Raw genomic sequence first — 13078 nt, 5'->3', positions numbered from 1 at the left:
GCTGATGATCGTCTTTTTGCCTATAGCTTAATTAAATTAAATAACGAAGGCGCTAGTGATGATAACAAGAAGGATAAAAAGTACGAGAACTGCAGCTGAAGAAGTTCCTACTGCTGACATGGACATTCCCTCCTTTCGTGGTGAGTGTTATAAGATAAGATATGTAAGTTGGGGCACAAGTGTATAGACGAATGTCCTGATTACTCATATTTTGGTTGATAATGGGCATGCTACAGAAGAATGACACAAGATCTGTAGAGGAGGCGACGAAGTCGTGGCCGATATTATGCTTAGACCCGACCTGAAAACAGCAGGCGGCGAAGTCTGCGATATTATGTACAATGGGGAGTTTGTCGGTACGTTAACGCTAGTCTACAGGGAATCGGATCGTCTCAAAGGCGCGATTCATCTGGAGCAGCAATCCATCACGATTGTGAATAAGCAAGCAGTTTATGATTATGCTCAATCCTATATTCAGGATGTGATTGATGCGCTTGGAATCGCCAAGTGTGAGGTTACGGTTAGCTATAGTGATTATGATTATGTCATTGTAACCGAACATGCCGTTCAACCACCTACGTATCAAGGGGATTATCTATCGAATGTAGACCTTTTACATGATGATGAGCTGGATTATTCGTGGCGCGGGGAAGATATTAGCTTGGAGGATCAGGAAACGGAACTGTCTTCGGAACAGGTGGACATGCTGGAAGAACGGAAGAAAGAACAGGGTTATGAACTCGTTATTGTGAATGAAAATAGGAGCAGTGTCGAATATCATGTGTATGATAAAGACGCCGAGTTAATTGCAGAGGCCATCCTGCATATCTATGGATCCGAAGTCATCGGGGATATTAGTTGGAAATTCGATCCTTTTGATGAAGAGATGGATATTGTGACGGAGCTTATGGTAGCAGATTTCAATGAAGAACAAACAGATTCGTTCGTTTTCCATATGAGTTTTAATGGGGAGACCGTAGATACGGTGGAATTAACCCATATCGATATGCTGGATTTGGTGGATGAGATCCCGTCGGAAGATGAGATGTGGATACCAACAAGCGATGACTATTCCATCATTCTGGTCAGAGATGATATGGATACATTAACTTATGAGATTTATCAACAATCCTACGGCAGTTTGCCGATCGGAACTGCAACGGTCGATATTAGTTCGCGGCAGCTTACAGGATTTATTGATTTCCGTGAACCTGGAGATTCGGATGATCGTGAATTGATTGCCACGTTATTATTAGACGAGTTAGATAAAGAGAAGGAATACGAAACGTTCAATTTATCGATGCTTTACCGGAATAAGCTAATTGATGAAATTTTGTTTGAAACCGAACAATTTCACTGAATAGTGCACGCAAAAAGGCATGATCTCTCATCCTAACATGAGAGATCATGCCTTTTCTTATATGAAGGGTTAATTAGAAAGTGTTAGATACTGTAATTTGCTCTAGTGAAAAGCGACCACCCGAGCGTGCTGGCGTAGCAGCCAAACCAACGCTGATCAACATGACAGGGACATAACGAGCAGGAACATTGAATGCTTCTACGAATTTACCAGCATCATAACCACCCATTGGGCATGTGTCATAGCCAAGTGCTTTCGCTGCAAGCATCAAGTTCATTGCTGCCAAAGATGCGTTACGGATCGCTTCATCGCGAGCAACTTGCGGGTATTGGTACGCGCCTTCGATTTGTCCAACTAGCGTATCCATCACAGCTTGTGGGAGGAACCCGCCAGCAACAGCTGGTCCGAAAACATCTTGTGCATTTTTGTTTGCTTCAAGGTCACCAAGAACAGCGATAACAACGGAGCTTTCTACGATTTGCTTTTGACCATAAGCGATTGGAAGCAATTTCTCTTTTTGTGCTTGATCGTCGATAACAAGAAGCTTCCAATGTTGCAGATTCCAAGAAGATGGTGCCAAGGAAGCGGAAGTTAGGATTTGATCAAGATCAGCTTTCGGAATTGTGTGCCCTGCTTGGTATTGCTTGACGGAATGACGGTCTTCGATTACTTTCAAAACTTCATTTTGTACTTGTGTGCTCAAAAGGGATCCCTCCAAGGATAGTATAAGTTCTATATAGTGTTGTTCAACTATCGAAAAGCATTCGCGTATCTCGGTGGTAATCGATCGAAGAACTGTAAATAACTTTGTAACAAATTACTGTAATCATAAATGTTATAGTTGTGGTTGTCAAGAGAGTCTTTCCCGTTGTCGTAAAATGTTGGATAATGGAAAAAGAAAGGGGTTGTTCCTCTTGAAATTAACGCAAGAAGAGTTGAATCACCTTGTTTTTTTGAGCGAAGTCGTGTTGACAGCGAAAAAGAAGGGCCTTATGGACGAAACTCTGCAATGCTTACTCTATATTGTGAAATCACTTGAAGAAGTGGAACTTCCTGATTCAGTTGTAGGACAAATCGAGCGGTTAATTGCATTAATTGAAGCAGACTTGCGTAATGAGAATGAACGGATGCAAGAAATCCGTGGACACTTAGATTGGCTGCCCAAGAAAGAGCGAAATTCTTCCATGCCATCCTAGTAAGGTGACAAACTGTCTATTTATGATATAATTTAGAGTACTGTTTTTTTTGAAAATATGAGGTGATAATAATGAGCTATGAAATCCCAAGAAGTGTGCAAGAATTGGGGCGTGACATCCAAGAGAATCAATTGAAATATCACCATAAATCCGTTTTGATTTCCAAAGAATTTACGTTTGACAGTGCGCATCATCTGCATTGTTATGAGGGGAAATGTAAAAGTCTACATGGCCATACTTATAAGCTGCAAGTGATTATGCGGGGTAAAGTAGACAGCCGAGGGATCGCAATTGATTTTGGAGATATCAAACGAATTACGAAAGAACGCGTGATTGATCGCTTGGATCATCGCTATCTGAACGACGTATTGCCGCCGATGAATACGACGGCTGAGAATATGGTGGTTTGGATTTATGAAGAAATTCATCAAGCATTGCTCGATGAGAAGCTCTATCCAGCCATTTCATTGGACGAGATTCGCCTATGGGAAACGCCGACTAGCTATGCAGCCATCACACGCTCGATGATGGAGGAGGATCTGTAATGCGAGATATCCGCATTCCCATGGTAGAGATCTTCGAGACGGTTGAAGGGGAGGGAACCCGTGCCGGGTTTCCGACGATCTTCGTCCGTCTTTTTGGCTGTAACCTCCGCTGCTCGTGGTGCGACACCACGTACAGCTACCCACCGGCGGAAGCCGAGAACGTCATGACCATTGCTGAAATCATCAGCAAGGTACAGACGTTCCGCTCCCGGCATATTTGCCTAACAGGCGGCGAGCCGCTCCTGTATGGCGACAAATCGCTCGCGCTGATTGAAGCGATCGCTGAACTGGCGCAGGTTGATGACCTGCACATCGAAACGAATGGCGCGATTCACTTAGCACCATTCATCGCGCAAGTATCATCCCCGAAGGTTCGCTACGTGATGGACTTCAAGCTGCCTGATTCCGGTGAAATGGATCGGATGATCTACAGTAACTTCGAGCTGCTGCGCGAGCAAGATGAACTGAAGTTCGTCATCGGCAGCGATCTCGATTTCCAAACAGCAGTCAGCGTACTGCAGAAATATCCAACCAAAGCGCTGCCGATGTTCAGCCCCGTGTGGGAAACCATGCCGCCGCGCAAGTTGGTAGACCTGATGCTAGCCGAAGGGTTATCGAAGGTGAAGCTGAATATGCAGTTGCATAAGATTATCTGGGACCCAGCGATGCGAGGCGTCTAGCCTGCAGGCATTGTACACCAAGTGTACAGTGCCATTTTCAAATTATGATAAAGAGGTGCTTAACATGAGTGAGAATACGAAGAGAGCCGTCATTATACTCAGCGGCGGTTTAGATAGTACGACATGTATGGGACTAGCGAAGGAAGCAGGCTATGAATTGTTTCCGATTTCTTTTGACTATGGACAGCGTCATAAGATTGAAATTGAGAATGCCAAGCAAGTTGCTGAGCATTATGGGGTTGGGGCTCGTCACAAAATCATTAAGCTAGATTTCCTACGCGATTTCGGTGGGAGTGCTCTGACAGACGATTCGATTGCAGTTCCTAATGTGACGAATGCGCCTGAGACGGAAGAAATTCCTGTAACCTACGTACCGGGACGTAATCTTTTATTTCTCTCTATTGCAACTTCATATGCAGAAGTAACGGGCTCTAGTGCCATATATATCGGGGTGAATGCGCTAGATTACAGTGGTTATCCAGATTGTCGACCTGAATTCATTCATAAAGTCGAAGAGGTTATAGCACTAGCTACCAAAGTGGGTGTAGAAGGAAAAGGTATCACGATTGAAACACCTTTGATCAACTGGACGAAAGCGAAGATCGTAGAAGAAGGATTGAAGATCGGTGTTCCGTATGAACTGACAACGTCATGTTACAATGGTAAAGCTGAAGCGTGTGGCGAATGCGATAGCTGCCGATTGCGTTTAAAAGGTTTCGAAGAAGCGGGCTCTAAAGACCCCATCGCTTATTTACCATAGGAGTAAGGCTTGAGAAAGGCGGTGCCTGCATGACACGAATTATGGTTGTTGATGATGACGCGGACATCCGAGAGTTGATTCGCGTTTATTTGGCAGGAGAAGGCCTAACGGTCGTGGAAGCCAGCAATGGGCAAGAAGCGCTGAGTCTTATGGAATCCGTGCCAGCTGATTTGGTCGTATTGGATGTTATGATGCCGTTGATGGATGGCTGGGAGTTGTGCCGTGAATTGCGATCCCATTACCCAGAACTCCCATTGTTGATGGTGACCGCGAAGAGTGAATCTGTTCATAAGGTGAAGGGCTTCCAGCTCGGTACCGACGATTACTTAGTGAAGCCTTTTGATCCCGTAGAGTTAGTCATGAGAGTCAAGGCGCTGTTAAAGCGATATCGGATACATTCCTCACAAGTCATTCTCATTGGCGGCGTGACCATCGATCGTACAACGTATGAAGTGCGGTATCTAGACCAACGGGTTACGTTGCCGTTGAAGGAATTTGAACTTCTTTATAAGTTCGCGAGTCATGCAGGTCAAATCTTTACGCGTACGCAGCTGATTGAACAAATCTGGGGCATGGATTATGAAGGCGATGAACGTACGGTGGATGTGCACATCAAACGTTTGCGAGAACGCTTCGAGCTCTTCACGGAAGCCTTCCAGATTACAACGATTCGGGGATTAGGCTACAGGCTTGAGGTGAAGGTATGATCAAATCGCTATATTTGCGAGTGGTTTTAACCTTTCTGGCGATTGTAGTGGTCAGTGTGCTTGTCGCATTTCCTTTGGCCGAGTACTTTTTTACGAACATGATATCAACGCAATTTCAATCTGAGATGTTAGCCGTAGGCAATCAAATTGTCACATTAAGCAATGAAGTGCAGCCTAAGAACCTCTATTCCTTTGTAGCAGGAAGCAATCGACTGAATGAAAATTATTTGTTTACGCTATTTGATTCCAGCGGCGTTTCATTAGGGCAGTCTCCAGTGGATGTAAAAGGGAGGCCCCGCATACAAGTGTCCGAAGTTGCTGACGTATTGAAGGGTCATACCTATAAAAGCCTAGATTTCAGTGCGCCTTTACGGGGGATTAACAGCATTAAAGTCGGCGTGCCGCTGATCGTTGGCGATCAGAGCTACGCGTTATTCATACATACGAATATCACAGATGCTGCACGCAGACAACTCCAAACATTGATCGTATCGGTTCTTACCATGGTCCTTATTGTGGGGAGCATCCTTATTCTCATCGCTTCGCGCTATCTAGTGAACCCTTTGAAGAAGCTGACTCTAGCGACAGAGAAGCTGGCACGAGGTAATTTTAACGTCAATGTGAATGTGAATAATAAGGATGAATTAGGTAAACTCGCAGAGAGTTTCAACCATATGGCTGGCGAGCTTAAGCAGTTGGAGCAGATGCGTCAAGATTTTGTTTCCAACGTGTCACATGAGATTCAATCTCCACTGACGTCGATTCGCGGCTTCTCCAAAGCATTAAGAGAGTCGGATATCGCTGAAAATGATCGGAACAAGTACTTGGAAATCATTGAACGCGAGAGTGAACGCTTATCTCGTCTAAGTGAAAATTTACTGAAGCTGGCTTCACTAGAATCCGAGCATCATCCGTTTCACCCAACCATCTATGATTTGGACGAGCAATTGCGTCGCATTGTTGTATTCTATGAACCTCAGTGGTCATTGAAAGAGTTGGATATGGATCTGGCTTTGCCACGTGTGAAAATCTTTGCAGACAGCGATCAATTAAATCAAGTGTGGATGAATGTGATTGGCAATGCGATTAAGTTTACAGGAACTGGCGGACATATCTATATCAAACTCGTTCCACTGCGAGACCGGGTTCAAATATGGATTCAAGATAATGGGATTGGTATTCCTATCGATGAACAAGGTCGTATTTTCGACCGCTTCTATAAAGTGGATCAGGCCAGGCAGCGTGACAGTGGCAGCGGTCTTGGACTTGCTATTGTAAGGAAAATCATTGATATGCACGATGGAACGATCGAGGTTCAGAGTGAAGTAGGCAAAGGAACGTTATTTCTCATCGTTTTACCGACGACGCACTCGCCAACTAAAAAGAGTTGAACAAGAAACTTGGGATTGTACACCAAATGTACACCAAGTTTTTTTGTTTTGTTCATATTGAGTTCATATTGAACCTGTATCTTTAACTCACAATCATTAGTTGAGGGGAGTACAGGAATGAATCGACTCACACATTTTTCGATGAAAAACGTTTCCGCGTTATTCATCATCATGATCATGCTTTTTGTAGGCGGCTTGTATTCAGCAACACAGCTGAAGGAAGAGAACATGCCGAACGTTTCCTTCCCTGTTGTGGCCGTTACTACGACCTACACAGGCGCCCCAAAGGACGTTATGGATGAAATTACCGTACCGATTGAGAAGAAACTAGCGAATCTAGAAGATTTAGATTCCATTCAATCCACATCGAGCGATAATTTCTCCATGGTTATTATTTTATTCAAACAAGATGTCGATATCGACAAAAAGAAACTAGCTGTACAGGATGCTCTATCCACGGTTTCCTTACCAGCTACAGCAGGTGCGCCTAAGGCTTCTACCTTCGGTGCCGCGTCCTTCCCTTCGAATTACTTAGTCGCCTATGCGAACGAGGGAGTCAGCCAAACAGAGCTTGATAAAACGTTCAAAGATACGATTAAACCAGGTTTAGAAGGTATCAAAGGGATTGACCATATTGACATTATCGGTGCTAGAGATACCTCGCTCGATATTGAGCTAGATGCAGCAGCACTAGATGTGTACGGGTTGTCACCAGGCATGGTGAGCAACGCTATTAATACCGCGGCGACGAAGACACCAATCGGTTCGGTTGAAATCGATGGGAATAGCAAGATGACCCGCGTTACCGGTAATTTATCCAGTTTATATGATCTCCAAAAGGTAGAGATTACGACGCCTACAGGCGCCATCGTTACTCTGGATCAAGTATCCAAAGTCAAAGCCATCACTGAATCTGATTTCAATGGACGTCTCGATGGCAAACCGGCGATTGGTATGATTCTATATAAAGCCGGAAGTGCGAACGCCGTTGAATTCTCTGAAGCAATCGAGAAGAACATTACAGAATGGAAAACAACTTTACCGAACATTACATTCAAGAGTACTTATGATAGTGCCGATCAAATTAAAGAATCGATTTCTGGACTAGTCCGCGAAGGGATCGTAGGTGCCGTCCTTGCATCCTTGATGATCCTAGTGTTCTTGCGGAATGTACGGATGACACTCATCGTGCTTGTCTCGATTCCGCTCTCCATTTTGATCACCTTATTATTAATGTCGACGCTAGACCTCACACTGAATACGATGACACTTGGCGGTATATTTATCGCAGTTGGGCGGGTTGTCGATGACTCGATTGTCGTTATTGAGAACATTTATGCGTCCTTGGAAAAAGCGCAGGAACGCAAAGAGTCCGTTATTGCCCTAGCAACGAAACAGGTTTCGATGGCGATTACGTCGTCTACTTTAGCTACCGTTGGGGTATTTGCTCCACTTGCTTTGGTAACAGGGGTTGTCGGTGGTTTCTTCCGGCCGTTTGCCCTAACGATTGCTTGCGCACTTCTTTCATCCTTAATCGTAGCTTTAACGGTTATTCCGATGCTCTCGAAATTACTAGTATTGCGCAGCAAGCCAGGAAAGGTTCAGCATGATGAGTCTAAGCCTACGAAGTTAACTATGTTCTATGAAAAAGCACTAACGTGGAGCTTGAAAAATAAGATCAAAACGTTACTAGTTGCACTAGTCTTGCTCGTTGCGACCATGGCTGGGACGATTCCGTTCTTATCTATATCTTTCTTACCTGCATCAGCTCCTTCCCACATCATGTATTTCCAATTAAAAATGCCTTATTCGACTTCATTTGATGCAACAGATAGCAAAACGAAAGAAATTGAAACTGTTCTACTAGACTTGAAGGATTCAAAAGGTGAGCCCGTATTTAAATTTGTTGAAGCGCTTGTTGGTTACGCAGGAAATGATGATGAGCAGACGCCTTATGCATCCCAGATTTTCCTTGAAGTCAATGAGAATGTGGATCCTGTAAAAGTACAAGAGCAAACGACGGCTTATATTTTATCAGAGCTGCCGGCTGGTTCCGAAGTTGAGCCTAAGTCCATGGAAGGTGATTTCGGGGTATCGAGTACAGACTTCGCTTACACACTCCAGGGGGATGATCAGCTTCAATTAGAGAAGGCGGCTAGAATGGTGAAAGAGAAATTGAACACTTTCCCTGAACTGGCTGAAGTTGAAGATAATCTAAGTGATGCCAAAACTGAGATTGAAATTGCCGTTGATCAGAAGAAGGCTAGAGCTTACGGCTTAAGCGCGGCATCTGTTCGAGATGCGGCACGCACATGGATTTCAAATCAGAACCTAGGCGATATGAAGTTCGATAATATTGTATATACAACAACGGTTTCATTGGAAAAAACGGACAAAAATTCTCTAGAGAAGTTGGGCAATATTCCGTTGACGGCTCAGAATGGCTCGACCATTCTTTTGAAGGAAGTTGCCAAAATCAATGAAACAAAAGGCGCTGCTTCGCTTGCAAGAGAGAATCAGGCACAGCTTGTGAAAGTATCAGCGAAAATTAACTCCGATAATAAAACAGCGGTAAGTGCAAAGTTAGGGACAGCTTTGAAGGAGCTTGAATTGCCAGAGGGTGTGACACCGCAAATTACAGGCGTATCTGAAGATGTTACTGAGAGCTTCACCCAGTTGTTCGTTGCTATGGCTGCAGCAGTCTTCGTAGTCTACTTGATTATGGTTTTGGCATTTGGTAATCTAGGTGCTCCATTTGCTATTATCTTCTCTCTTCCTCTAGCTGTTATTGGCGGGCTCCTAGGACTCGTCATAGCTAGGGAACCATTAACTGTAACTTCCATGATCGGGTTCCTCATGTTAATAGGTATCGTCGTTACGAATGCGATAGTACTAATTGACCGTGCTCAACAACTGCGCGAAGAAGGTTATACTGTACGTCATGCCCTGATTGAAGCAGGGAAAGTCAGACTTCGTCCGATTATTATGACAGCCGGAGCAACCATTATGGCGTTAGTACCACTCGCACTCGGGATCTCTGCAGAAGGCGGATTGATCGGTAAAGGCCTTGGAGTTGTCGTTATTGGCGGTTTGATATCTTCGACGATCTTGACTCTGGTTGTTGTACCTATTATTTATGAATTGATTGAGAGTATGAAAAACCGTGCTAGCCGTATGTTTAACCGTGAGAAGAATAAAGAAAAAATGACAACGAGTTCGTTAGAGGTATAAGGAGGCACATCGATGATTAACGAAGGTTCACGAAGAGGGCATAGCAAATATCGCTGGATGGGGGTCATCACGCTGTTAACCGCAGCAACGGTGTTGGTGACAGCCTGCTCTGCACCAGGGGCTAAGGATGCAGCGACAGTCCAGTTGACGCCGAAACCGGTCAAAACAGAAGTAATCAAGCTTCAGAAAATAAGTAATCCGATTGAACAGGTGGCAGATGTTGTTGCCGGAACAACGCTTGATGTGATGGCGAAAGCGAACGGTGAAGTTACCAGTGTTCTGAAACAACGAGGGGAATATGTGACGAAAGGCGATGTTCTTTTCGTTATTGATAACAAAGATGCCCTATCCAATAAGCGCAAAAGCGAGCTGCAAGTGAAGAGTGCACAAGATTCCTTGCAGCAAGCAAGAGATAATAAAGTGAATTCACGGAAGGATTTGGCCGATAACGTGGCGCGCTCGCAAACGGCATTGAATAATGCGCAGCAAGATTACAACAAAATTAGAAATGATTTTGAAGCAGGTAGTGTCGTGCAACGCCAGGTAGATCAAGTAAAACAAGCGTTGGACAACGCTCAAATGAGCTTAGATGCTGCGCAAAGCAAGCTATCTGCTTTCGATAATACGGATTCCATCTCTTCAATTGAAACGCAAGCAGAGTCCGCACGTCTATCTTTAGAGGATGCTACTCGTTCTTTGGAGAATTACGAAGTGAAAGCACCAGGCAGCGGTGTTCTAACAGATTTCACTGTCGTGGTTGGTCAAACAGCATCTGCTCAAGCAGGTAAAGTGGGTCAAATCCAGCAGATCGATCCGATCAAAATCAAAACAGAACTAGCAGAAACAAACTATCAACTTGTGAAAAACAAGAAGGAACTCGTGTACTATAACCCGAATACACCTGATAAGAAGGGCACAGCTAAGATCAGCTACTTAGCGCCAATCATGAGTGCTACTTCCAAAACGTATACGCTGGAATTGGAAGTTCCGAATCCAGATCGTACGATTCAACCAGGTGGTCGTTATCAAGTTCAATTAACAACAGAGACAGAAGAGAAGGTTGCTGTCGTGCCTACACTGAGTATCATCCGTGAAGAATCCGATACGTTCGTATTCGTTCAACAGGGTGATCAATATACGAAACGCAAAGTGAAGCTTGGACGCATTAATGGCGAGTTCCAAGAAGTACTGGAAGGTGTTAAAGAGGGCGAACAGTTGGTCATTACAGGACAGAATACATTGAAAGACGGTCAAAAAGTGACTAGCCCATCCCCATCCACTCAACCGACGGCATCACCAGCTGCCAAATAGCATCTTTGAAATTCATTTTAAGGGAGACGTTATACATGAAGAAAAGACCATGGAAGTCCAGTCTAACAGCTATTATGCTGGGAGCAATGATCGTTCAAGGAGGAACCGCAGCATGGGCTGCGGAGCCTTCCACGCCAACTGTTGTCGCACCAACTGTGAATTATGGTTTAACGAAAGATATTCGCGCTGCTATCAAAAGCGTAGCTGAAACACCGACAGCGACGGGGTCACAGCTTGCTGTGACGGTTCGCTTGTACAATGGCGGCACAGCGCAGAATCGCGTGCCTGAGCATGAGCTTCGCGTGCAGACATCGAGCGGAATCTCTTACACGCTGAAACCAAGTGCAGGCAATAAAGCTTCCTTGCAACCGAAGGAAATTGCAGAGCTTGTCTATTACGCATCCGTAGATTCGAAGGAAATCGGCAAAATTGAGGGACTTTCGTTCGTGAATGTTGATTTATATGCGTATCCGAAAGTAGAAACGACGCTGCTTTCTATGCCAACGAATCAAGTATGGTATGGCGGTACGGGCAGTGCAGCCTTGGAAAGCATCGCACGTACAGGGTGGGGACAAGATTTCACGATTGCTGGCGTGAATTCAGGCCTTACGTACAAGACGGTTGAATCTTCCTTACAGAACACGGCTGCAGGTCGTGTAGCAGTTGTGACAGTGCTTGTGAACAATCCAGGAGGGGGCCGTGAAACGGTACCTGCTTTCCGCATGGATGCTCAATCAGAGTCGAAGAATTATGAGGGTAAACGAACAGAAATAGCGCCAGTTGCCTTGGCAGCTGGAGAAACAACCTACATCCACTACGCGATTCCAGTGGAAAGCGGTGTGACCTTAACGAATTTGGTCGTGTTATCGACAGATACGTTTGTTCCGAAAGATGGCGGTCAACCAGTAGAACTAGCAACAGCTAAACTTGCGATCAACTGGCCGGTAGATGGGGCGAGTACAGCTCCAGAAGCGTATACGATCGGTAAACCGATTTCTTTCAACGCACAAAGCAAAGTGATTGATAAGAGTACTGAAGTCTCCTTGATGGAACTGCATTTGCATGAGAACCCAGGTGAAGGCTACAAGACGGCAGTCGCGAAATTCAAGTTAACGAACACAAGCACAACACCAACTGCAACTCCAGTATTCCTGACAGAGTTAACAAGCAAGCTAGGCGCCTCCTACCAAGGTGATCGTCAAACCAATGTGACTAGCATGCTGAACCCTGGACTCAGCTATGTGGTCAGCTATTCCTATATTGTTCCGCAATCCGAAGATAGTGAAAGCTTTGCTCTGAAAATATTAGACGCAAAGGCTGCAGCTCCGTATACGACGACGATTGCTGCGCTGCAAACGGATTTGCAGAAGGAAGAAGCGGATGCACCACTTTCCTTGTATCCGTTTGATTTGAAAATAAACGATATCTCAACGAGCATGCAAACGACTGCACAGTTGACATACACGTATAAGTTAAGAATGGATTTAAGTATTACACAACAAGAGAATGTCGTTGTCGACAACAACTTCTCGAAGTTAAGATTTGAAATTATTGATCCAGCAGGACGTCTCGTTGGTGCGAAAGATGCTTCTTTTGCAGGTCCTAACAAATTAGTGAGTGGCGTTCAAATGATGGATGTATCGAACTTCTCAACAGATCAATTCTCCTATCCGTTCACGATTCATGTGTACGAGATCATTGAAACACAGAACGGTACTGCTAAGCGGTTACTGAAAGTTATTAAATAATCCTCTCACAATAAATAAGGGCAGTCTCTCAAGTAGAAGTTATTCTACAGAAGAGATTGCCCTTTTTGTATGTGGCGTGCCCAGAGGCACGCATTATCTAGTTGGTGAAAGTCCAACCAAGGGAGGGGCCAGGCCACCTTTGTAGCTAG

At 44.7% G+C, this 13078-nt stretch carries 12 protein-coding genes; 10 read left to right on the top strand and 2 right to left on the bottom strand.

Annotation, left to right across the window (positions count from 1 at the left end):
• Positions 1 to 36: 36 nt before the first annotated feature.
• Positions 37 to 120: a YjcZ family sporulation protein gene (locus A8708_RS36340; RefSeq protein WP_420848525.1), complete on the bottom strand. Its 84-nt coding sequence runs from the start codon at positions 118 to 120 to the stop codon at positions 37 to 39.
• A 154-nt stretch (positions 121 to 274) separates the two neighbouring features.
• Here A8708_RS36340 and A8708_RS03305 point away from each other — a divergent pair, with 154 nt between their 5' ends.
• On the top strand, positions 275 to 1360 hold the full coding sequence (locus tag A8708_RS03305) for a hypothetical protein (protein ID WP_068662096.1): 1086 nt from the start codon (positions 275 to 277) through the stop codon (positions 1358 to 1360).
• 73 nt (positions 1361 to 1433) lie between these two features.
• Here the strand turns inward: A8708_RS03305 and A8708_RS03300 are convergent, their stop codons facing one another.
• Positions 1434 to 2063: a nitroreductase family protein gene (locus tag A8708_RS03300; protein WP_068662095.1), complete on the bottom strand. Its 630-nt coding sequence runs from the start codon at positions 2061 to 2063 to the stop codon at positions 1434 to 1436.
• 211 nt (positions 2064 to 2274) lie between these two features.
• Between A8708_RS03300 and A8708_RS03295 the strand changes: the two genes are divergently transcribed.
• From A8708_RS03295 to A8708_RS03255, 9 genes are all read left to right on the top strand, one after another.
• Entirely contained in the window at positions 2275 to 2556 is a 282-nt protein-coding gene (locus tag A8708_RS03295; protein WP_068662094.1) for a hypothetical protein, read from the top strand.
• 71 nt (positions 2557 to 2627) lie between these two features.
• Positions 2628 to 3101 (top strand): 6-carboxytetrahydropterin synthase QueD, encoded by a 474-nt coding sequence (queD, locus tag A8708_RS03290; protein WP_068662093.1) that lies wholly within the window; start codon positions 2628 to 2630, stop codon positions 3099 to 3101.
• Positions 3101 to 3781 (top strand): 7-carboxy-7-deazaguanine synthase QueE, encoded by a 681-nt coding sequence (locus tag A8708_RS03285; RefSeq protein WP_068662092.1) that lies wholly within the window; start codon positions 3101 to 3103, stop codon positions 3779 to 3781. The genes queD and A8708_RS03285 overlap by 1 nt, the downstream gene beginning before the upstream one ends.
• 64 nt (positions 3782 to 3845) lie before the next feature.
• On the top strand, positions 3846 to 4541 hold the full coding sequence (gene queC / locus A8708_RS03280) for a 7-cyano-7-deazaguanine synthase QueC (RefSeq protein ID WP_068662091.1): 696 nt from the start codon (positions 3846 to 3848) through the stop codon (positions 4539 to 4541).
• A gap of 29 nt (positions 4542 to 4570) precedes the next feature.
• Entirely contained in the window at positions 4571 to 5248 is a 678-nt protein-coding gene (locus A8708_RS03275; RefSeq protein ID WP_068662090.1) for a response regulator transcription factor, read from the top strand.
• Entirely contained in the window at positions 5245 to 6639 is a 1395-nt protein-coding gene (locus tag A8708_RS03270; protein WP_068662089.1) for a sensor histidine kinase, read from the top strand. The genes A8708_RS03275 and A8708_RS03270 overlap by 4 nt, the downstream gene beginning before the upstream one ends.
• Before the next feature lie 117 nt (positions 6640 to 6756).
• Entirely contained in the window at positions 6757 to 9870 is a 3114-nt protein-coding gene (locus A8708_RS03265) for an efflux RND transporter permease subunit (protein WP_068662088.1), read from the top strand.
• 12 nt (positions 9871 to 9882) lie between these two features.
• Entirely contained in the window at positions 9883 to 11181 is a 1299-nt protein-coding gene (locus tag A8708_RS03260) for an efflux RND transporter periplasmic adaptor subunit (RefSeq protein ID WP_068662087.1), read from the top strand.
• Between the two features lie 35 nt (positions 11182 to 11216).
• A complete protein-coding gene (locus tag A8708_RS03255) occupies positions 11217 to 12929 on the top strand; it encodes a hypothetical protein (protein WP_068662086.1) in 1713 nt (570 codons plus the stop codon).
• Positions 12930 to 13078: the final 149 nt, after the last annotated feature.

Origin of the sequence: Paenibacillus oryzisoli (assembly GCF_001653565.1) — a bacterium.
Classification (GTDB): domain Bacteria; phylum Bacillota; class Bacilli; order Paenibacillales; family NBRC-103111; genus Paenibacillus_E; species Paenibacillus_E oryzisoli.
Note: the sequence above shows the minus strand (reverse complement) of the source record. Positions and strands in the feature narration are given on the sequence as shown.

Bases quoted from the DNA above. Each gene is read 5' to 3' on its own strand.
- A8708_RS36340 (WP_420848525.1), bottom strand. From the start codon at position 120: ATGTCAGCAGTAGGAACTTCTTCAGCTGCAGTTCTCGTACTTTTTATC.
- queD (WP_068662093.1), top strand. From the start codon at position 2,628: ATGAGCTATGAAATCCCAAGAAGTGTGCAAGAATTGGGGCGTGACATC.
- A8708_RS03285 (WP_068662092.1), top strand. From the start codon at position 3,101: ATGCGAGATATCCGCATTCCCATGGTAGAGATCTTCGAGACGGTTGAA.
- queC (WP_068662091.1), top strand. From the start codon at position 3,846: ATGAGTGAGAATACGAAGAGAGCCGTCATTATACTCAGCGGCGGTTTA.
- A8708_RS03275 (WP_068662090.1), top strand. From the start codon at position 4,571: ATGACACGAATTATGGTTGTTGATGATGACGCGGACATCCGAGAGTTG.
- A8708_RS03270 (WP_068662089.1), top strand. From the start codon at position 5,245: ATGATCAAATCGCTATATTTGCGAGTGGTTTTAACCTTTCTGGCGATT.
- A8708_RS03265 (WP_068662088.1), top strand. From the start codon at position 6,757: ATGAATCGACTCACACATTTTTCGATGAAAAACGTTTCCGCGTTATTC.
- A8708_RS03260 (WP_068662087.1), top strand. From the start codon at position 9,883: ATGATTAACGAAGGTTCACGAAGAGGGCATAGCAAATATCGCTGGATG.
- A8708_RS03255 (WP_068662086.1), top strand. From the start codon at position 11,217: ATGAAGAAAAGACCATGGAAGTCCAGTCTAACAGCTATTATGCTGGGA.